Genomic DNA, 20,076 nt, shown 5'->3' with positions numbered 1-20,076 from the left:
AATTTTCCTGTCAGCCTGAGCTTGTCGAAGGCGAACTCAATCAAATAGATCCCGCTTCGACAAGCTCAGCCTCACAGCTTTCTAAAATTCAGGCGTTATCAACCGGTTTATTCTTTTCCTGCAAATACCTCAGCACATCGCCCATATCCAGCTGCGGCATGTTCTCTACGCTTTTATTGTACCAGTAGATCCAGGCCTGCGAAGGCTGCCCTTCCTGGTACACTTCTACCAGTTCCCTTTTGTAAAGCGGTGTTTCGCCCGGGTCGGCATTCAGTCCTTCATAGTCATCCAGTTGCTCAATGGCCCAATCAAATTCATTGATATTATTAAGCTCATATAATTCGCCGGTTATATAATGGTCTTCGGTAGTAGGGTTGGCTACGGGATAAGAACCATTGTCGTACAATTTCCCTTTTACTACGGCTTCACCCATCAGGTGAAAATATTTTGTAAGATAATCGTAGGCAGGGTTATGGAAGCCGCTGCGCAATGATCCGTAGACAAACAATCGATGCAACATACTATTCAATTAAGAATTAAAAATTAAAAGTTCAACCCCGTCAGCGGTCGCAGACCCTGACGGAGGTTGATCACTATTTTTTTACCCCCGTCAGGGTCTGCGACCGCTGACGGGGCAAGGGTTAAACATCCACCAAAAAACAAAACACTTCCTTCGGCCCATGCACTCCTGTCACCAGTGTTTTTTCAATATCAGCCGTACGGCTTGGGCCGCTGGCAAATGTGACGAAAGAAGGAAAACTGTTTCCGTATTTTTCTTTCAGGCTTACCAGCGCATCCTTTACATCATACAACAACTGCGATGTATAAGCGATGCAGATGTGCACCGGCGCGTATACACTGGCTGTGCGGCCTTCCTGCTGTGCGGCGCTCAACACGATAGTGCCGGTACGGGCCACCAGGTATTCGCAACCGGTGATCGATACATCGCAGGCCGACAGTGAATCGTACGGCTGGCCAATGGCCGGAAAAAATATCGGCAAGAGTTTTTCATCTTTACAATAAACTTTATCCCAGCCTTTTTCTTTCACTAATAATTGCAGTAGCGACAGCAGCTCTTTTTCATCCGCACAAAAAGCAAACTTCCCCTGCAGCTTACTGAACTCCTCTGCAAAAATAACAGCATTGTCTTCCTCCGAAGCCACGTAAACGGAATTTGTACCTTCGCTTTGCGGAAAAGGCAAAGGCACCGGATTACTCAGTGCCTGCCGTATTCTTTTTAAAATATTTTCTTTTGCCTCCGATGTTGCCATTGTTCGCTTTTAAATTACCGGCGGGTTTTTCAACTCTTCCGGGATATCTGTTGGAGGTGTGTCAGACACAGCATCCTGAGGTGTCACATCATCCAGTAATTTCTTTTCTTCAAAAGGGCGTTTACCGATCAATGCTTCCACATCGCTCTTGAATAATACTTCTTTTTTCAACAGTTCTTTTGCCAGCAATTCCACATCACCACGTTTGTCTGTCAGCAAACCTTTTGTTTTCACGTAGGCTTCGTCAATCAGTTTCCTTACTTCTTCATCGATGATCTTTCCTGTTTCTTCACTGAATGGTTTGGTGAACATATTTTCCTGGTTAGGATCGTAGAAGCTCACGTTACCTACTTTATCGTTCATACCATAAGTGGTCACCATGCTGTAGGCGATCTTGGTGATCTGCTGAAGATCGTTGCTGGCGCCGGTGCTGATCTTTCCGAAGAAAATATCTTCACTCGCCCTGCCTCCAAGCGTCATGCATATCTGATCCATCAACTGGTCAGTATTATAAAGGTATTGCTCTTTTGGAGTGTATTGCGCATAACCCAACGCTGCCGATCCCCTTGGCACTACCGTTACTTTCAATAACGGGTAGGCATGTTCGAGGTACCAGCCACAGATAGCGTGACCTGCTTCGTGGTAAGCGATGATCTCTTTTTCTTCCGGCGAAATGATCTTGTTTTTCTTTTCCAAGCCACCAATCACACGATCGATCGCATCCTGGAAGTCGCTCATATCCACCGCTTCCTTGTTTTTCCTTGCGGCAATCAAAGCGGCTTCATTACATACATTGGCGATATCCGCACCGGCGAAGCCTGGGGTTTGTTCGGCCAGTTTATGTATGTCGAGTGTCTGCGAAATTTTGATCGGGGCAAGATGCACTTTAAAGATCGCTTCCCTTCCTACCAGGTCGGGGCGGTCGATGGTGATCTGCCTGTCGAAACGGCCCGGGCGCAGCAAAGCCGCATCCAGTACGTCCGGCCTGTTGGTAGCAGCCAGGATGATGATACCAAGGTCGGTACCAAAACCATCCATTTCTACCAGCAACTGGTTGAGGGTATTTTCACGTTCGTCGTTGCTCATCATCACGTTCTTTCCTCTTGCACGGCCGATGGCGTCGATCTCATCGATGAAGATGATGCAGGGCGCTTTTTCCCTGGCTTGTTTGAACAGGTCGCGTACACGGCTGGCACCCACCCCTACAAACATTTCCACGAAATCGCTACCGCTCAGGCTGAAGAAAGGAACCTGCGCTTCACCAGCCACCGCTTTTGCCAAAAGGGTTTTACCGGTTCCCGGAGGGCCTACCAGCAACGCACCTTTTGGTATCTTACCACCAAGCGCTGTGTATTTTTTAGGATTTTTCAGGAAGTCTACGATCTCCATCACTTCCACTTTGGCTTCATCAAGGCCGGCTACATCGCCGAAGTTGATGTTTACCCTTGTGCCTTTGTCAAACAAAGTAGCTTTAGATTTGCCGATGCTGAAGATGCCACCTGGTCCGCCACCGGCGCCCGGGCCGCCTACTTTACGCATCATCATTACGATGAGTAAACCTATCAGCAGGAACGGAAGTATGAAGTTGATGATCTGCCCAAATGCTTCCCCTTCATTATCGGGGCTGTCGGATACCTGTATCACTGTAGGGTTGGCAGTATAAAAATCATCCATCTGCTTCGCGAAGGTCTGGTCGTCGATGATAGGGAAATATAACTCAGGTGCGGTATTCTTCAATGCGTTCTCGTACCTGCGGTCGTCGTCGGATGTATTGAGCAGGGCTTTATATTCGGCGGCCTTTGTTTTCAATACATCTTTATTGAGGTATACCCGAACGATCTTCTTGTTGCGGATGGTCTTGATCTTTTCAACATCCCCTTGTTTCAGCATGGTCTTAAACTGAAGCATGCTTGTTTCCACACCGCTGCTGTTGGCACCCCTGAAGAGGCTGTAGCAGATGATGGACAACAGGATAACACCATAGATCCAATATAGGTTCAACCAACTTTTTTTCTTTTGCGGGTCTTCGCCTGACGGGGGAATATTATCGGGAGGATTCTTTCTGTTACTGTTTTGTTGGCTCATATTTTTTGTGCGATTCTTTAAATTTCAGGGTAAAGGGGTGTATAATGATTAGTCGTTATGTTCCATGCCGGGAGCATCGCTCCACATTTCTTCCAGCTGGTAAAATTTGCGGGTTTCAGGCAGCATTACATGCACTACTATGTTTACGTAATCGATCAGGATCCATTGCTGGGCCTGGCGCCCTTCGTGTTTGTAGGCCGCTTCGCCACATTTTTCCTTCACGTCAAATTCTACAAAATCGGCTATCGCTTTCAGCTGGGTATTGCTGTTGGCCTGGCAGATGATAAAAAAATCTGCTACAGCTTCGGGTATCTTACGCAGATCGAGGCTGATAACATTTTCGCCCTTTTTTTCATGGATGGCGTTGATGATAGCTTTGAAGATTTTGCTGTTCCTTGTCAGCCTGGTAGAAGTGTTTTTTTTGCGACTTTCTAATGCGGTCAAATTGTTCAAACTTTATTCGTTTTAGATAAATAATTTTTCATGGATGGGCCATGAATTACAAAAGCTTAAGCTTGCCTGTTTCGCCAATCCTATACTTTCTGTCAGCCTGAGCTTGTCGAAGGCGGAATTGAAAACAACGAATGCCTTAAATCTTCTTATATACTATCCTTCGACAAGCTCAGGATGACAGAAAGGAAGATAAAGAACAGCCGGAATTTAGAATCAGACACTACCAAAAAATAGTAGCTTGCAACTTATCTCAAAAGTACTACTTCTTTTTTACCTGTAAGATGGATTATGCCGGAAACTGAATTATTTAGCATTTTGGATACTGTCGACAGTACCAACAACTATGCCATGGCAGCCGTTCATGAAGGATTGGCGAGGCATGGCATGGCCTGGTTTGCCCGCGAACAAACGGCCGGAAAAGGGCAAAGAGGGAAGGTATGGCAAAGCCGGGCGGGGCAAAACATAGCCTTGAGTATCGTTTTGAAGCCGAAAAGTGTTTTTTCCGCCAACCATTTCATGCTCAATGCAGTGGTTGCCAGGGAATGCCATCGCTATTTCAACCAAAAAGCCGGCGGACAGGTTTCTATAAAATGGCCCAACGATATTTACTGGCGTGACAGAAAGGCAGGGGGGATCCTCATCGAAAACGTTTTTGCGGCCAAAACCTGGAAATGGGCGGTGGTGGGTATCGGCTTTAATATCAACCAGGATCATTTTCACGGCAGCCTGCGTAATGTAACTTCCCTGGGGCTTATCACCGGAAAAGAATGGAGCCCCGAGCACCTTGCCAGGGAACTGCATGAAGCCCTTGTAACAGCATTCGCCGCGGTAACCGCAAAGGATTTCGACGAACTGCTGGCCTATTACAACGAGTACCTTTTCCGCAAGGGCGAACAGGTAAAGCTGAAGAAAGATTCGATCACGTTCCTCACCACCATAAAATCGGTGAACCCGTTCGGTCAATTGCTCACGGAGGATGCGATAGAGCGGCAGTTTAACTTTGGGGAAGTGGAATTCATCAATTAGAATTAAGACTTAAAAATTAAAAATTAAGAAAGGACAGCCTTGAGCTGCTGGCAATTTGCGGGATACTGCTTATTTTACACAAAAAAATAATTATGAGTTTTTTCAAACGTTTATTTTCCGGCAACAAAAAAGGCAATCCTTCAGGCGAGGAAATTCCTGTAAATGGGATCATTACGGAAGAGCATATGAAAAACTGGTACACCCGGGATGATATCGATCCGGCGATGCTCGAGGGCTGCCTGAAAATGGTGGAAAGTTATTTCCTGGATAATAAGCTTGAATGGAACAAAGACTTTCCTGTAAACCATCCCGAAAACCTCGACAAGACAGTAGACGAAGGTTTTGGATTCAGGATGTATTGCAAAGCTTTTCAATTGGAAGAAGCCCAGGCTACCTTGTTCCTGGCTCTGGCATTCAGTAATTACCTCATCAACGAATATGGGTTTGTGTTGTATAAAGACAAAGAACCCGAATATCCATTGCGTGGCATGACCTTGAAATATGACAGGAATGGGGTGTTGCTGTCCTTATACCCTTTCGAATATGCCAGTAAAGTACTGGATTACGAAGGCAGCTTTACATCGATGAATAGCAAGCTGGCCGAGGCTTTGCAACAAATGCCGGACAAGGAGGAGATCATGAAGAATTTTTTACCTAAAACCGATTAGTACCATCATTGAGGGCGCAGCGTGGCAATCTCTTCACAGATTTGGTTGGACATTCGTGTAGAGATTGCTTTGCTTAGTACCTCGCGGCTACCTGCAATGACTACCTATCAGATGTTTGAAATGCATTTCGCAATAAATGTTCTAAGAAGCCAGTTTCTCCGCTTCCCTTGCTTCCTCCTCAAATTTATTATTGTAATACCCCTTCTTCCAGCTTTCCACCAGGTATTTAAAAATAAACGTAAAAAATCCATGCCGACGAAATTGCTCCACATGGCAAAGCTCATGTTTCAGCCATGCTGCATCCGCCAGGAAATCTTCCTTTGATGTATTATACAAATGGATGGTGCTGCCAATAACGATGGCCACGCTGGCCGCTTTCAATTTTCTCGCGGCGATCCTGGCGATCCAGCTGTTTTCTTTTACGCGAAAGTTTGTCAATGGATAATTTAATAATGGATAATGATTAATGTTTCCAAATGAAAGGTGTAGCGGTAGTGGAATGAATTTCAAACCGAAAGAAAATTATCCATTATCCATTATCCATTGCCTTCAGTATTTCCTCCGCATGCTGCTTACTCTTCGGCTTCAAAAACACTTTCCTGATGATGCCTTTCTCATCTATCACAAACGTAGTACGGTGAAGCCCCATATACTTTCTTCCATACAATTGCTTTTCGCCCCAAACGCCGTATTTATCAATGATGGCGTGGTTGACATCCGCAATCAGCGGAAACGGAAGATCGTGTTTAGCTTCAAATTTTTTGTGCTGCTTTTCATCATCCGGACTGATGCCTACCACTTCAAACCCATGATGCTTCAGCAGCCCGAAATTGTCGCGAAGATTGCAGGCCTGCACGGTACAGGTGGGCGTAAGGTCTGCCGGGTAAAAATAGAGAACTACTTTTTTCCCTTTGTAATCTGCCAGCGAAATGGTATTGCCATCCTGGTCTTTGCCCTTGAAAACGGGTGCCTTAAATCCTTCTTTTAATTCAACCATAATGCAAATCTATGATGTATGATCTGTGATCTATGATCTTTTTGACTTCGAAGTTTTCAATCCTGTATAAACTGTATAATGTTCAGGCCGGAAAAGATCATAGATCATACATCTTAGATCATCGATGCTTTTATCGTGTAAAATGATAGATCCGTTCAGTTTTATTCCCCACCTGGTCTTCCGCCACTACCCTTAACTCATGTTCTCCAGGCGGGCAGCGTTCATCAAATTTGTAGATGAAATTTCGCCCTTTATCATTGCTGAAGCGCAGCCATTTTCCATCGAGAAAAGCGTTGAAGCTGTTGAGCTCTTCAGTGTTGTCGCTTACGGTAAAAATGATGCGGGTGAGCTTCGATGCGTTCATACCATCCACTAATCCTTTACTCACGATGCTGGGTGGCGTAATGTCCAAAAGCAACCGGTAATAACCAAATTCGCGGAAGCTCGCTTTGTACCAGCCTTTTTCGTACACGGCTTTTTTGTAATCCGTTTTGCCCCCGTAGTTGCGCTCCATCACCACTTTGCTGGTATCGGCAAACGGCAGCCTGTTGGCGCTGGCATTTATTTTTATAGGGAAATATCCTTGTATCGGTATGACGGGTGCGCCGAGGCCATATACTTCTATCGCCGGCTGAATATACCTGAAGGTGAAAAAATCGTAGAGCGCATTTTCGGGCAGGTAAAACCTCACATCGTTGTTCTCAAAAATATTCACATTGCCCGGCTGGAATTTTACGCCGCCGTTGTTGGTGTTATCACCAACAACTTCCGTGATAGAAGGTGCGTTCAGCGTAAATTTCACTTCCGACATATTGCCTGCTGCATCGCTCACTTCCACTTTTATTTCGTGGGGTTCGTTAGCCGCCAGGCTGATCACCCCGTTGCTGCCGTCGGTTTTGTAAATGCCGTTGGTATAACCCGGCAGCCGCGAAAGATGCTGCAGCCAGGGGCCGCCAACAGCGCGGGTTTTGTAGTCGATGTGCGCATTGAGGTAGCGTGTTTCGTCGTAGCCGATGCTGTCTATTTCAAAACCCGAAACAGGTTTTTCATTGTCGTACAATACCGCTTTATAAATCCCATTTTGATTGGAGGAGCCGGTGTAGCGGTCCCAGGCGGTGATGGCAAAACTTACCTGGTCGCTGCTCACCGTTATTTTTCCGCCTGCCGGCAAATACACACCATTTATTTTTTTGAGCGGGTATATTTTGGGCGATTGTTCGTAGGTACTCAGCCTTCTGTCGTATACGGCCAGTCGCAAAACATCCGGTGCGATGTTATCAGTAATCGGGAAGCCAAACAACAACGGGTTGAGTACTTTATCCGTTTTGGTATCGCGTACCTCGAAGTGCAGGTGGGGCCCCTGCGATCCTCCGGTATTTCCGCTGTAGGCGATCATGTCGCCCTGCTGCACTTTCAGCAGGTTGGCAGGTACATCGATGAACACATTCCACTTCTGCAGCTTGTATTGCTGATCGGTGATGTATTGTTCAATTTCGGGGTTGAAGTCGTTGAGATGCGCATACAAAGTGGTGAGCCCGTTGGGATGGTTGATATATATACAACGGCCAAAGCCGTATGGCTCAATTTTTATTTTGGCCACATATCCCGCGGCCGCGGCAAACACCGGCCTGTTTTCCTTCTGATCGCTGCGGCAATCGAGCCCCATATGGTAATGATTGGGCCGTAATTCGCCAAAGTTGGCAGCCAGCCCGACCTTGGCATCTATCGGCCATTGGAAATATCCCTGCGGATATTTTTTTACAGGAAAAAATTGCGCCGAAGCGGCGGAAGAAACGGTTAGAAACAACCCTGAAAGAAAATAATGGAATATATACTTCATTGATGGTAAAGATAAGGCACCTCCGGGGTTTTGCCTTAACCCCGGAGTGTGTAATGATATATTTTGCAGATCATTAGGATTTTGTTTTTTGCCAAAATGTTTTGCAACCCCGGAGGGGTCCAATCTCCCTTCGGGGTCGGCTTCATGTTTGGTATTTCTGAAAATAATAATATTGGAAGGCAACCCCGGAGGGGTTGAATTTACCGTCACCATGGGTTATAACCCATGGCGAAAAAGGATTCGACCCTTTCAGGGTCGGCTTCCAACTGATCTCTGAAAAATAATAATATTGGCAGGCACCCCCCCGGGGTCGGTCGGAGTTTTCGAAGAGACAATTATTTCTCCACCAATCTCTGCGAAAACTCTGCTCCCTCCCGTTCTCTGCGGTGAAGCCTCCGCTTCGTCAACCCTTCGCTACGTTCAACCCGTGACCCGCTACTCACCCCCCACACACTCCGGGGTTGGAAGAAAACCCCGGAGGTGTTCAAATAATAACCTTTTCTATTTGTAAACTATTTTTTTTACAAGTACTTTTGCACGCCCACCAAAAAAAGGCGATCTGATTATGCCTAAAGACAATTCCATAAAATCTGTTTTGATCATCGGTTCCGGTCCTATTATTATCGGCCAGGCCTGCGAATTTGACTATAGTGGTACCCAGGCCGCCCGCAGCCTCCGGGAAGAAGGGGTCAAAGTGATACTGATCAACAGCAATCCCGCTACTATCATGACTGACCCCATGATGGCCGACAGGGTTTATTTGCTGCCATTGACCGTTGAAAGCATCGAACAGATACTGGAAGAAAACCAGATAGATGCAGTGTTGCCCACCATGGGCGGGCAAACAGCCCTCAACCTTTGTAAAGAAGTGGATGAACTGGGTATCTGGGAAAAAAATAATGTACGCTTAATAGGAGTCGATATCAAAGCCATCGACAAGGCCGAAGACAGGGAAAAATTCCGCCAGTGGATGATACAGATGGGGGTGCCCGTAGCGAGAGCAAAAACCGCCAACTCCTTCCTGGAGGGAAAAGAATTTGCACAGGAAATAGGTTTCCCACTGGTGATACGCCCTTCGTTTACCCTCGGTGGTACGGGAGGTGGATTTGTGCACAGCAAAGACGACCTGGATGAGGCATTGAACAACGGCCTTACCGCTTCGCCCATACATGAAGTACTGGTGGAAGAAGCCGTACTCGGCTGGAAAGAATACGAGCTCGAACTGCTCCGCGACAGCGCCGACAATGTGGTGATCATTTGTACCGTAGAAAACTTCGACCCCATGGGGGTACATACCGGCGACAGCATCACCGTGGCGCCAGCCATGACCCTGAGCGATACTGCCTTTCAGCTGATGCGTAACACTGCCATCGCCATGATGCGAGACCTCGGCAACTTTGCCGGGGGATGTAACGTGCAGTTTGCCCTCGATCCTAAAACCGAAAGCATCATCGCCATCGAGATCAACCCGCGGGTGAGCCGCTCATCGGCGCTGGCGAGTAAAGCCACCGGTTACCCGATCGCGAAGATCGCCGCCAAACTGGCGATAGGATATAACCTGGATGAATTAAAAAATCAGATCACACAAAGTACATCGGCTTACTTTGAGCCGGCGCTCGATTACGTGATTGTGAAAATACCGCGTTGGAACTTCGACAAATTCAAAGGCGCCAACGACACCCTCGGCCTGCAGATGAAGAGTGTGGGCGAAGTGATGGCCATCGGCCGCAGCTTTGCCGAAGCGATACAGAAAGCCTGCCAGAGCCTGGAAAACGAAGCAGTCGGCCTGGGGTATTATGGCAAAAGCCTCATGCACTCCGACGAGCTCATCGAATACATCAAAACCCCGAAATGGGACAGGATATTCCGCATCAAAGATGCACTGATGGCGGGAGCCAGCGTAAAACGCATCTGCGAAAGCACGCTCATCGACCGCTGGTTCATTTACCAGATACAAAAGATCTGCGAATGCGAAAAAGAGATAGCGAAATACGACCTGAAGACTTTGCCGGATGAAGTATTGCACGAAGCCAAAACACTCGGCTTCAGCGACGAACAGATTGTCCGCATCATGCAGGAAGAAAACAGCGAACTGATCTACGAGCGCCGCAAAGCAATGGGATTGACGCGTGTGTTTAAGATGGTGGATACCTGCAGTGCGGAGTTTGAAGCGAAGACGCCATACTTCTACAGCACTTTCGAAAACCGATCAGACGAATCCCCAACGGCCCCCCCACCCCCCACGGGGGGATCGGTTCTCACGGATGCAAATCCGTTAGGATCTTCGCAGCAATCAGCCCCCCCCTTGGGGGGCAGGGGGGCTGGCCTCCTTCACAACGAATCTATCGTCTCCTCTAAGAAAAAGATCATCGTACTCGGCTCCGGCCCCAACCGAATAGGCCAGGGTATCGAGTTCGATTACTGCTGCGTGCATGGATTGCTGGCGGTAAAAGAAGCGGGTTACGAAGCCATCATGGTGAACTGCAATCCCGAAACCGTGAGCACCGATTTCGACATCGCCGATAAATTATATTTCGAGCCCGTATTCTGGGAGCATCTCTGGGAGATCATCGAGCACGAAAAACCGGAAGGGGTGATCGTACAGCTCGGCGGACAAACCGCCCTCAAGCTGGCGAAAAAACTACACGAAAAAGGCATCAAGATCATCGGAACTTCGTTCAACGATATGGACATTGCCGAAGACCGCGGCCGCTTCAGCGATACGCTCAAAGAACTCGGCATACCTTACCCGAAATACGGTACGGCTTACAATACCGATGAAGCCATTGAAGTAGCCAAGGAAGTAGGTTACCCGGTTCTCATCCGCCCAAGCTACGTGATCGGCGGACAGCGCATGCGCATCGTGCTCAACGATGAGGAACTCGAAAAAGGTATCCTCTCGCTCATCAAACATCTGCCCGGCAACAAGATACTCATCGATCACTTCCTCGACCGCTGCCAGGAAGCCGAAATAGACGCCATCTTCGACGGCGAAACATTTCACATCATGGGTGTGATGGAACATATAGAACCCGCGGGCATCCACAGCGGCGACAGCAATGCCGTGCTGCCACAGTTCAACCTCAGCCCGCTGGTAGTACACACCATGGAAGAGTACGCCGAAAAAATTGCCCGCCAGCTCAACATCCGCGGCCTCATAAACATACAGTTCGCCATCAAAGACGGCAACGTATTCGTGATAGAAGCCAATCCACGCGCCAGCCGTACCACACCATTCATTGCCAAAGCCTACCAGATACCTTACCTCAACATTGCCACCAAAATAATGCTGGGTGTAAACAAACTAACTGACTTCACTTTTGAGAAAAAGATGACAGGGTTCGCCATCAAAGAACCGGTGTTCTCTTTCAACAAATTCCCGGGAGTGAATAAGGAACTTGGGCCGGAGATGAAGAGTACGGGGGAAGCGATACGGTTTATAAAAGACCTTCGGGATCCTTACTTCAGGCAGTTGTATAAAGAAAGATCGATGCATTTATCCAAGTAATGGATAATGTGATAATGGATAATGGAGAATGCCTTCGCGGAAGCGGAGGCATTTTACTTTAGTAATGATAAAGTATTTTTAAAAACTCTAAATATTATTCAATTGGAGGCCAATGATAAAATCTGTAAATTGAACAGCTGGGATAAATAGAAATTTAAGTAATAATTTAAAAAATATGGCTGACGAAATCAATAAATTCATTTTATATACGGCTCCATCGGGTGAAATAAGAGTAGACGTCTTTATAGAAGATGAAACTGCCTGGCTTACGCAGAAAGCTATGGGAGATATATTTGAAACAACACCTCAAAACATCACAATTCATCTGAAAAATATTTACGAATCACGAGAATTGACTGAAGAAGCAACTTGTAAGGATTTCTTACAAGTTCGTAAGGAAGGGGAAAGAATGGTTGAGCGGAAGCAAAAATTTTACAACTTAGATGCTATAATATCAGTGGGGTACCGTGTAAATTCTTCTAAAGCCACACAATTTAGAATATGGGCTACCAATATATTAAAAGAATACATCATTAAAGGTTTCGTGCTGGATGATACCCGCTTAAAGCAGGGGAAAACCGTGTTTGGCAAGGATTACTTCAAAGAGTTGCTCCAAAGGGTTCGTTCCATACGGGCGAGCGAACGAAGGGTCTACCAGCAGGTGACAGATATCTTTGCGGAATGTAGTATCGATTACGATAAAAATTCAGATATAACGAAGAATTTTTACGCAATGGTCCAAAACAAATTTCATTACGCAATTACCGGATATACAGCGGCCGAAATCATTCATAAAGCAGCAGATAAAGAAAAGGAACATATGGGCCTCACTACCTGGAAAAATGCTCCTGCAGGCAGGGTATTGAAATCGGATGTGGTGATAGCCAAAAATTATCTCCGGGAAAAGGAGATCAGCCAGTTGGAAAGAACAGTTACCGGCTACTTCGATTATATAGAAGGATTGATAGAACGCGAGAATACTTTTACGATGGAACAATTAGCAGAAAGTGTAAATAAATTCTTATCATTTAATGAGTATAAAATTCTGGAAGGTAAGGGCAAAGTATCTAAGCTACAGGCAGACAAGAAGGCATTGGAGGAATATGAAGATTTCAATAAAACGCAAAAGATAATTTCGGATTTTGATAAGGCGGTTAAAAAATTGAAAGGGAGTGAATAAGGAGCTGGGGCCGGAGATGAAGAGTACGGGGAAGCGATACGGTTTATAAAGGACTTGCGGGATCCGTATTTCAGGCAGTTGTATAAGGAAAGGAGTATACATTTGAGCAAGTAATGTCCGCAATGTTATCTTTATTAGATGTTTTTTTTGAAAAAATAGCATTCTATTTTGGAAATTCCGAAATAGAATGCATATTTGTAATACGTACCTGAATATTCTATATCCTATGTCCCAGTTTTTTACTACGAAATTTACCTTGACCTATCCTTACACTGTAATTGAACAATTATGATTTTCAATTATATACATTTTTTATAAAAAAATTAGCACCGTGCGTCAATCTTTGATTGCCTAGACATTACTAACTTAACATGAGTAAACTCGAACGGATTATTAACGGACAGGAAAAAAAGTGGCTTTGGTTTTGTATGACACTTATTGGCAGTTTTATTCCAGTAATAACAAGGGTCATTATAAGTAGTAATACTTCATTATCCTTAATTGATATTAAAGACGTGTTATTTGGGGGATTAGCCATGAATCTAGCGAATCTTAATTTTGGTAAGTATAAAAGTAAAGATTTCGGTAACGTTATGACGGCTTTATCTGTCATAGCAATATTCTGTTTGGGCATTTTTATAGCAAACGTTTATACGAAAGAAGCGGATAATCAAGAATGCACAAACATATTTTGGTTTTTAGCCTGGATGTTTACAATCGGATCTATTTATTTGAATTGGAGTATAAATCTTCATTTTATAAAAACAAAAAAGCAATGAATACAATTACAATTATCGCAGCTTTAATTGGTATTGCTGTTACATTCATAGGGGGAACCTTTTTTGTATACCAAACCTATGTAGGATTGCGGATTAGAGAAATAGAAACTCAAATAATAAATATAGAAGCAGACTATGATCGTAGCGAATATATCGTTTTGTCAATAACAAAGCCGACCAGAGATGCTCATAAAAATATTCATTTTGGTTTAAAAAAGTTAGCACCTATTCATTGTGATATTGATGAAAAAATTATATCTACTAGTCACTACGAAAAAAAAATTTCCAGTAAATATTCATCTGTGAGTACATTATGAGTAAATTAAAAAAAAAGCGACCAAGGTCACTTTCTCAAAGTGGCAATCAGAATATCAAATTTGGAATATCTAAAATTAGCTTATTAGAATATACGTTAGATGAACCTATAGATAAGTTGGTAATAGGAAAAGATTTAACCTATAGCTTTGATTTTAAATTCAATATTTTAACATCGGAGTCTACAATAAATATCGAAATGACCTACAAGTTTTTTCACAGAGATATCTTAGTTCATTCCATAAAAATTCTTACTATTTTTATGGTCGAAAGCTTATCTGATTTAATAACTAGAATTTCGAAAGATAGCTTAGAAAAATTAAATACGCGAATGGCACAAATTACAATAGGAGCTGCGAGAGGGATTCAATCCACCATAATTAAAGATACCAAATTGGAACCTTTTTTAATACCTCTTATACATGAAACACAATTAGTAACTGAAGTAAGTATCGATAAATCTTGAGGGCTTTGCAAAATCCCCTCTAGCGCAAGTGTTGACAGCACAACCCACCATTAGTGTAATCTTCCGTAATCACTTGTGCCTACACAAGTTTGCAGGTGTGCGACCGGGCTACGAAAAATAACTCTCAAAAACATCCACAGTTTTTCTTAGGATCGAGATTCTACCCTCCTCTCCACCAACCACCCTCCCTCCACAATCCCCATCATGCTTTCCCTCCACTTTATCACTTCCCCAATCGTATAACTCCCTTCAATACTCCCATTGCTCAATGCCGCTTCCATCAACTCTTGCAGCACTTCTTCCCAATCGGGTATACCGTGTAGCTTTTCAAGAGCCCAATACGGGTTCAGGTATTCTTCGGCGGTAAGGTGGCGGGGGTAGCATTCCCATGCGGTGCAGTGGGGGCTGTCTTTGAGGTAGTGGGCAGGAGTGAGTGTGGCGGTAGTTTGGTGAAAAAGAAAAGGGCTTGTCTTTCTGCCCGTGCTGTAGTTGATGATCTCCACGGCGGTAAATAAAGAGTGGAGCTGCTGCACGCAAAAGATGATATCGCCAGGTGCCGTCTTTTTATAATACTTTTCTTTGGCAGCCCAGGCGTAGAGCCGGTCTACTTCTTCAAGTGCTTCGTGTACATGATAACAACTAAAAAAATCGTGGATAGCCTTGTAGGCTTCTTTTAGGGTGTGGATGCGCTGCTGGTAAAGTTTCATAAAGTTTTATTTGATGATGAGCGGTACATCAAATAAGAACAATAAAGTTCCCGCATCGTCATGCAAGAACTTTAGCCTTTCCTGTGCTTAGATGTACCAGATTTCAGAACGGAAAGTTGAGGAATTGAAGATACAAAACTTTACAGACAAATACGTCTTTGTTCGCAAATTTTTTTTGTTGTCTATTTGGTTCGATATGGCACAGTTCAAAGACCCGGTAATGTCAGCAAAAGTGGCGGCAACAATCAAACTTTTGCGAAACAAAAAAAATATTTCGCAGGAGCAGATGTATGTGGATACCAATCTGAATGTGTCGAGGATAGAATCTGCTGACAACAATATCAGCCTGGGAAATCTTTCGAAGATTGCCCAGTATTTTGAGATGCAGCTTTCTGATTTTTTTAAACTTGTAGAGAAACAGAAGTAACTTATCCGCTAAAATAATTCTCTGCTACCCTGCTAACACCTGGAATGATTCACCATAACGTTCACCCTAAACGTTTACAATGTGTACAATCTATAATCCGGTTGGTTGCTTACGGGAGTTGAATTCTTACCTGCAGCAGCATCACATAAATGATATTAAATCTCTGGATGAGATATTCGAGTTTCATAAGAATTATGAAACTTACCGCCTGAAAATAATTTCCGATCATAAACATTTAATCGAGGATGAAAAAAATCAACTTGATTTACTCATTCCAAAATTACAGGCTTCTATAGAGCCGAACAAGCAGTCAATAGAAAAAAGGCTGTTAGAAGAAATATTGCATCTGGAAAGAAGGTATGAACTTCTTTCGGAAGCTGGTAAAAGCTTTATCTCAAGCATTGGTGCGAGCTTTAAAAAATGGCGTTTAAAATCAAGGATCAAAAAAAATAAGGAAAATTTTGATCAAAAGGTCTCTGATTGGTTGCAAACATTGCATGAACAACTGAATTCTAAAATCGATAGGCAGCGATTTATAGAAACTCAATTTGAAGCAGCAGTTCAGCAAGAATGTTCTTCCCTATTAGTAGAACAGGCGAGAAAGAAAAGATTGTTGGATGGAGTAAATAAGACGGTTTATGGCGCCTTAGGAGAGTTAAGTGTTGTGAAAGAGCTTCAAACTTTATCTGATGATAGTTTTGTCATCAATGATTTTAGAATGTTTTTTGACAAATCGATATATGATCACCGGAATAATGAGTATATAAATTCAATTCAGGTTGATCATCTCCTTATCAACCGGTCAGGCGTCTTCGTTATCGAAACAAAAAACTGGAGTAAACTTTCTACAGAAAGAATGGATTTCTTTTCGCCAGTGCGACAAATCAAACGGGCTAATTTCATAGTATACAAATTGCTTAACGGTAGTGTTGGGAATTATTCATTTAATTTGGCAAAACATCATTGGGGAAAAAGAAATATTCCTGTGAGAAATATTATTGCCATGACTAATTCGAATTCAAAGGAAACATTTGAGCATGTAAAGATTTTAGGAATAAACCGGTTAGTTGGTTATATTAGTTATTTTGAACCGACTTTATCGCCTGTAGAAGTAAATGGTATAGTCGATTATTTATTGAAAATAGGCAGCGGACAATTGTAATAAGTTAAGTGATTAATTTTGAGTTTAATTTTTTCTGCAATATTTAAAACATACCCATATGAGAGGATTTACCCCCATCATTCTTTTAGTCATCTTCGCCGGTTGGATACTATACCGCCTGTTGATCAAAAAAGATCTGAAGCAACATATCAACAGCCTGTACGCCGGGCTTTTTTTCGTGGGCATCTGGACAGCCATTTATTTTTTATGGCTGAAGTAGAAAATACTTCCCTGGGTTACCAGTTGCCGGCTCAAAAAATCAAACGGAATTTTTTAAAAAACCCATGTGAACTTCTGCATGTGAACTTTTTTTGTGAACTCCGTATAAAAAAATCAGAACGTGCATATTATCAGCGAGTTAACTTTGTGAACTTTTGGGCAAAAAAACCGGCTTTACGTGTGAACTTTTGCCATTTGTGAACTTTTGTGTGAACTCTCGCCGCCGCCTGGTCCCCACACCTGCGGCATCCATTTACAACATTTCAAATCAGTTTCCCGATAGAAATATCACTCCATTCGCCGTTGGTCTGGGGCCAGAAGGCGGCTGCCGTATCTGACTCTGGCGCAATTGTTCACATCACCAAATTCCACCCTCCAAAAACTTCCGTGACCACTTGTGGGTTACCAGGCCAGCCGGGGTGCAGCTGAACTGCCATGTGTAACATTTCTACGGTACCTGCGTTTTGCAGAAAAATAACTTTTATGATCAAAACAACACTGGCTTTACTCATTTTATGCATTCCGGCACAAATGTTAGTGGCCCAAAAGAACTTGCCGACCATTAAGGCCACTTCAAAATCAGCAGACATCAGGGACGGGGACGTTTTTAAAAAAGCGGGCTGGACAATTATGCCCGAGTTAAGCCCTGATATTTATAAAACTTCCTCCAAAGGAAAGAAGGTTGTTTTTTACACCGACAAAGATTCTATCTCAGTCAGGATCACGCCAACTACCGAATTCAACTTTTTCATTTCATTGAATGATACTGCCAAAGCGTTGACCCAGATAAAATATGTGCCGAGTTATTTAGAAACCTTGCAGGGCGCCGGGAAATTTAACTCTATGGATAAACGTCCCATACCGGCTTTTACTTACCAGTCTCAAGACCACCCCAGCCTGGTTGCCCTTAGAAAAGGCTTTAACCTCGATTCTGTTGCAGGCACTGGGAACGAGGTTTCCAGGATAATAAACCTGTTGCACTGGGTACATAATCTTGTTCCGCATGACGGGCAACATGATAACCCTGAAATAAGAAACGCTATGGACATGATAGCCGTTTGCAAAAAAGATAACCGTGGATTAAACTGCAGGGGGCTTTCAACTGTTTTAAACGAATGTTACCTGTCGTTAGGGATCAGATCCAGGTTTGTAACCTGTTTGCCGAAAGATTCAACAGACCAGGAATGCCATGTAATTAATATGGTATATTCCAATGACCTGAAAAAATGGCTGTGGATAGATCCCACCAACGATGCCTATGTAATGAATGAAAAAGGAGAACTGTTAAGCATTGAAGAGGTAAGGGAAAGATTGATCGCGGGTAAGCCGCTTATTGTAAATCCCGATGCGAACTGGAACCATAAACAATCTGTTGAAAAATCATATTATTTAGAATCTTATATGGCCAAAAACCTGTACCGCTTTGAATGTCCATTGAGCAGTGAATACGATACAGAAACAAGAGCAAAAGGAAAAAAGATTACTTATGTGGAGCTTTTGCCATTAAACTATTACAGGCAAAAGCCCGATACCACGGAACAGACGAGTGTAAAGAGCGGCACAACATTCGTGAACTACAAAACAAATAACCCAGCCACTTTCTGGCAAATACCCTGATCAGATGGAAGAGGGGTACTGTTTCATAAACTGTGTAAGTGATCAAGAACTTGGGGTACCCCAAGTTCTTGATCACTTACTCCCTCTGGCGCAAGTGTTCACGGCACAACTTCCTCCATCAAAGAACTTCCATGACCACTTGTGTCTTACTAAGGTAGCAGGTCTGCGACCGGCATCAGTTCCACAATTTTCTTTTGCTCCTGGTTGCTATTGAGAATTGGTATTTTTATTTTAGGATTTGCGGTTCCAACCCGGTCGCAGACCTGCACACTTATACAGACACCAGTGATCCTCCGGAACACTGGCGCCAGTAGCGTAACCACTGCCGACGGTTCCGGTATGCCCCGCCACAGCCAAAAAGGCTGCGGCGGGGCATTTGGTTAATAATTTTCTCCTCTCTGCCATTTCGCCTGTAACATTTATCCCATCCACACTCCCTCTGGCTCCCCTCTGGCGCAAGTGTTCACGGCACAACTTCCTCCATCAAAGAACTTCCGTGACCACTTGTGTCTTACTAAGGTAGCAGGTCTGCGACCGGCATCAGTTCCACAATTTTCTTTTGCTCCTGGTTGCTATTGAGAATTGGTATTTTTATTTTAGGATTTGCGGTTCCAACCCGGTCGCAGACCTGCACACTTATACAGACACCAGTGATCCTCCGGAACACTGGCGCCAGTAGCGTAACCACTGCCGACGGTTCCGGTATGCCCCGCCACAGCCAAAAAGGCTGCGGCGGGGCATTTGGTTAATAATTTTCTCCTCTCTGCCATTTCGCCTGTAACATTTATCCCATCCACACTCCCTCTGGCTCCCCTCTGGCGCAAGTGTTCACGGCACAACTTCCTCCATCAAAGAACTTCCTTGACCACTTGTGTCTTACTAAGGTAGCAGGTCTGCGACCGGCATCAGTTCCACAATTTTCTTTTGCTCCTGGTTGCTATTGAGAATTGGTATTTTTATTTTAGGATTTGCGGTTCCAACCCGGTCGCAGACCTGCACACTTATACAGACACCAGTGATCCTCCGGAACACTGGCGCCAGTAGCGTAACCACTGCCGACGGTTCCGGTATGCCCCGCCACAGCCAAAAAGGCTGCGGCGGGGCATTTGGTTAATAATTTTCTCCTCTCTGCCATTTCGCCTGTAACATTTATCCCATCCACACTCCCTCTGGCTCCCCTCTGGCGCAAGTGTTCACGGCACAACTTCCTCCATCAAAGAACTTCCGTGACCACTTGTGTCTTACTAAGGTAGCAGGTCTGCGACCGGCATCAGTTCCACAATTTTCTTTTGCTCCTGGTTGCTATTGAGAATTGGTATTTTTATTTTAGGATTTGCGGTTCCAACCCGGTCGCAG

Annotated in this window: 19 protein-coding genes; 11 read left to right on the top strand and 8 right to left on the bottom strand. The window is 44.3% G+C overall.

Translation table 11 applies throughout. The features are described from left to right. Positions 1 to 88 precede the first annotated feature (88 nt). From EGI32_RS17650 to rsfS, 4 genes are all read right to left on the bottom strand, one after another. The gene (locus EGI32_RS17650; RefSeq protein WP_255156672.1) at positions 89 to 520 is read right to left on the bottom strand and encodes a gamma-glutamylcyclotransferase; all 432 of its coding nucleotides are present in this window, start codon (positions 518 to 520) and stop codon (positions 89 to 91) included. Positions 521 to 641: 121 nt separating this feature from the next. Next, positions 642 to 1,271: an LUD domain-containing protein gene (locus EGI32_RS17645; protein ID WP_255156671.1), complete on the bottom strand. Its 630-nt coding sequence runs from the start codon at positions 1,269 to 1,271 to the stop codon at positions 642 to 644. Positions 1,272 to 1,280: 9 nt separating this feature from the next. Beyond that, positions 1,281 to 3,356 carry an ATP-dependent zinc metalloprotease FtsH gene (gene ftsH / locus EGI32_RS17640; protein ID WP_255156670.1) on the bottom strand — a complete coding sequence of 692 codons (2,076 nt, stop codon included), beginning with the start codon at positions 3,354 to 3,356 and terminating at the stop codon, positions 1,281 to 1,283. A 48-nt stretch (positions 3,357 to 3,404) separates the two neighbouring features. Further along, positions 3,405 to 3,800 carry a ribosome silencing factor gene (gene rsfS, locus EGI32_RS17635; protein WP_369681682.1) on the bottom strand — a complete coding sequence of 132 codons (396 nt, stop codon included), beginning with the start codon at positions 3,798 to 3,800 and terminating at the stop codon, positions 3,405 to 3,407. Positions 3,801 to 4,124: 324 nt separating this feature from the next. On the opposite strand from rsfS, the gene EGI32_RS17630 reads away from it, so the two are divergent. Next, positions 4,125 to 4,835, top strand: coding sequence for a biotin--[acetyl-CoA-carboxylase] ligase (locus tag EGI32_RS17630; RefSeq protein WP_255156668.1), 711 nt, complete (start codon positions 4,125 to 4,127; stop codon positions 4,833 to 4,835). Positions 4,836 to 4,927: 92 nt separating this feature from the next. Further along, on the top strand, positions 4,928 to 5,503 hold the full coding sequence (locus tag EGI32_RS17625) for a hypothetical protein (RefSeq protein ID WP_255156667.1): 576 nt from the start codon (positions 4,928 to 4,930) through the stop codon (positions 5,501 to 5,503). Between the two features lie 141 nt (positions 5,504 to 5,644). Here EGI32_RS17625 and EGI32_RS17620 read toward each other — a convergent pair whose 3' ends face one another. The 3 genes from EGI32_RS17620 to EGI32_RS17610 all read right to left on the bottom strand — a co-directional run bounded on the left by EGI32_RS17620 (position 5,645) and on the right by EGI32_RS17610 (position 8,340). Next, positions 5,645 to 5,941 carry a DUF4157 domain-containing protein gene (locus EGI32_RS17620; RefSeq protein WP_255156666.1) on the bottom strand — a complete coding sequence of 99 codons (297 nt, stop codon included), beginning with the start codon at positions 5,939 to 5,941 and terminating at the stop codon, positions 5,645 to 5,647. Positions 5,942 to 6,032: 91 nt separating this feature from the next. Then, positions 6,033 to 6,500: a thioredoxin-dependent thiol peroxidase gene (gene bcp / locus EGI32_RS17615; RefSeq protein WP_255156665.1), complete on the bottom strand. Its 468-nt coding sequence runs from the start codon at positions 6,498 to 6,500 to the stop codon at positions 6,033 to 6,035. Positions 6,501 to 6,630: 130 nt separating this feature from the next. Next, positions 6,631 to 8,340 carry a M23 family metallopeptidase gene (locus EGI32_RS17610; RefSeq protein ID WP_255156664.1) on the bottom strand — a complete coding sequence of 570 codons (1,710 nt, stop codon included), beginning with the start codon at positions 8,338 to 8,340 and terminating at the stop codon, positions 6,631 to 6,633. Between the two features lie 565 nt (positions 8,341 to 8,905). Between EGI32_RS17610 and carB the strand changes: the two genes are divergently transcribed. The 5 genes from carB to EGI32_RS17585 all read left to right on the top strand — a co-directional run bounded on the left by carB (position 8,906) and on the right by EGI32_RS17585 (position 14,588). After that, complete coding sequence (carB, locus tag EGI32_RS17605) at positions 8,906 to 11,848, top strand: carbamoyl-phosphate synthase large subunit (protein ID WP_255156663.1); 2,943 nt, start codon at positions 8,906 to 8,908, stop codon at positions 11,846 to 11,848. A 175-nt stretch (positions 11,849 to 12,023) separates the two neighbouring features. Then, positions 12,024 to 13,028, top strand: a complete 1,005-nt coding sequence (locus tag EGI32_RS17600; RefSeq protein WP_255156662.1) for a virulence RhuM family protein — start codon at positions 12,024 to 12,026, stop codon at positions 13,026 to 13,028. Positions 13,029 to 13,399: 371 nt separating this feature from the next. Beyond that, positions 13,400 to 13,807: a hypothetical protein gene (locus tag EGI32_RS17595; RefSeq protein WP_255156661.1), complete on the top strand. Its 408-nt coding sequence runs from the start codon at positions 13,400 to 13,402 to the stop codon at positions 13,805 to 13,807. Beyond that, positions 13,804 to 14,124, top strand: a complete 321-nt coding sequence (locus EGI32_RS17590; protein ID WP_255156660.1) for a hypothetical protein — start codon at positions 13,804 to 13,806, stop codon at positions 14,122 to 14,124. The genes EGI32_RS17595 and EGI32_RS17590 overlap by 4 nt, the downstream gene beginning before the upstream one ends. Next, a complete protein-coding gene (locus EGI32_RS17585; protein ID WP_255156659.1) occupies positions 14,121 to 14,588 on the top strand; it encodes a hypothetical protein in 468 nt (155 codons plus the stop codon). Before EGI32_RS17590 ends, EGI32_RS17585 begins: the two co-directional genes overlap by 4 nt. A 146-nt stretch (positions 14,589 to 14,734) precedes the next feature. Here the strand turns inward: EGI32_RS17585 and EGI32_RS17580 are convergent, their stop codons facing one another. Then, a complete protein-coding gene (locus EGI32_RS17580) occupies positions 14,735 to 15,295 on the bottom strand; it encodes a hypothetical protein (RefSeq protein ID WP_255156658.1) in 561 nt (186 codons plus the stop codon). Positions 15,296 to 15,491: 196 nt separating this feature from the next. Between EGI32_RS17580 and EGI32_RS17575 the strand changes: the two genes are divergently transcribed. The 4 genes from EGI32_RS17575 (at position 15,492) to EGI32_RS17560 (ending at position 18,720) form a co-directional block, all read left to right on the top strand. Next, a complete protein-coding gene (locus EGI32_RS17575; protein ID WP_255156657.1) occupies positions 15,492 to 15,722 on the top strand; it encodes a helix-turn-helix domain-containing protein in 231 nt (76 codons plus the stop codon). Between the two features lie 79 nt (positions 15,723 to 15,801). Further along, complete coding sequence (locus EGI32_RS17570; RefSeq protein ID WP_255156656.1) at positions 15,802 to 16,884, top strand: nuclease-related domain-containing protein; 1,083 nt, start codon at positions 15,802 to 15,804, stop codon at positions 16,882 to 16,884. A gap of 58 nt (positions 16,885 to 16,942) precedes the next feature. Beyond that, positions 16,943 to 17,104, top strand: coding sequence for a hypothetical protein (locus tag EGI32_RS17565; protein WP_255156655.1), 162 nt, complete (start codon positions 16,943 to 16,945; stop codon positions 17,102 to 17,104). A gap of 482 nt (positions 17,105 to 17,586) precedes the next feature. Continuing rightward, a complete protein-coding gene (locus tag EGI32_RS17560) occupies positions 17,587 to 18,720 on the top strand; it encodes a transglutaminase-like domain-containing protein (RefSeq protein WP_255156654.1) in 1,134 nt (377 codons plus the stop codon). Positions 18,721 to 20,076: the final 1,356 nt, after the last annotated feature.

The organism is Ferruginibacter sp. HRS2-29, assembly GCF_024343615.1.
In the GTDB taxonomy this organism is placed as follows: Bacteria; Bacteroidota; Bacteroidia; order Chitinophagales; family Chitinophagaceae; genus Ferruginibacter.
Note: the sequence above shows the minus strand (reverse complement) of the source record. Positions and strands in the feature narration are given on the sequence as shown.

What these genes read in the sequence shown, in the direction of transcription:
- EGI32_RS17585 (WP_255156659.1), top strand. Translation starts at nt 14,121, where the DNA reads ATGAGTAAATTAAAAAAAAAGCGACCAAGGTCACTTTCTCAAAGTGGC.
- EGI32_RS17570 (WP_255156656.1), top strand. Translation starts at nt 15,802, where the DNA reads ATGTGTACAATCTATAATCCGGTTGGTTGCTTACGGGAGTTGAATTCT.
- EGI32_RS17600 (WP_255156662.1), top strand. Translation starts at nt 12,024, where the DNA reads ATGGCTGACGAAATCAATAAATTCATTTTATATACGGCTCCATCGGGT.
- EGI32_RS17610 (WP_255156664.1), bottom strand. Translation starts at nt 8,340, where the DNA reads ATGAAGTATATATTCCATTATTTTCTTTCAGGGTTGTTTCTAACCGTT.
- EGI32_RS17625 (WP_255156667.1), top strand. Translation starts at nt 4,928, where the DNA reads ATGAGTTTTTTCAAACGTTTATTTTCCGGCAACAAAAAAGGCAATCCT.
- EGI32_RS17595 (WP_255156661.1), top strand. Translation starts at nt 13,400, where the DNA reads ATGAGTAAACTCGAACGGATTATTAACGGACAGGAAAAAAAGTGGCTT.
- EGI32_RS17565 (WP_255156655.1), top strand. Translation starts at nt 16,943, where the DNA reads ATGAGAGGATTTACCCCCATCATTCTTTTAGTCATCTTCGCCGGTTGG.
- EGI32_RS17645 (WP_255156671.1), bottom strand. Translation starts at nt 1,271, where the DNA reads ATGGCAACATCGGAGGCAAAAGAAAATATTTTAAAAAGAATACGGCAG.
- bcp (WP_255156665.1), bottom strand. Translation starts at nt 6,500, where the DNA reads ATGGTTGAATTAAAAGAAGGATTTAAGGCACCCGTTTTCAAGGGCAAA.
- EGI32_RS17590 (WP_255156660.1), top strand. Translation starts at nt 13,804, where the DNA reads ATGAATACAATTACAATTATCGCAGCTTTAATTGGTATTGCTGTTACA.
- EGI32_RS17560 (WP_255156654.1), top strand. Translation starts at nt 17,587, where the DNA reads ATGATCAAAACAACACTGGCTTTACTCATTTTATGCATTCCGGCACAA.
- EGI32_RS17580 (WP_255156658.1), bottom strand. Translation starts at nt 15,295, where the DNA reads ATGAAACTTTACCAGCAGCGCATCCACACCCTAAAAGAAGCCTACAAG.
- EGI32_RS17575 (WP_255156657.1), top strand. Translation starts at nt 15,492, where the DNA reads ATGGCACAGTTCAAAGACCCGGTAATGTCAGCAAAAGTGGCGGCAACA.
- ftsH (WP_255156670.1), bottom strand. Translation starts at nt 3,356, where the DNA reads ATGAGCCAACAAAACAGTAACAGAAAGAATCCTCCCGATAATATTCCC.
- carB (WP_255156663.1), top strand. Translation starts at nt 8,906, where the DNA reads ATGCCTAAAGACAATTCCATAAAATCTGTTTTGATCATCGGTTCCGGT.
- EGI32_RS17650 (WP_255156672.1), bottom strand. Translation starts at nt 520, where the DNA reads ATGTTGCATCGATTGTTTGTCTACGGATCATTGCGCAGCGGCTTCCAT.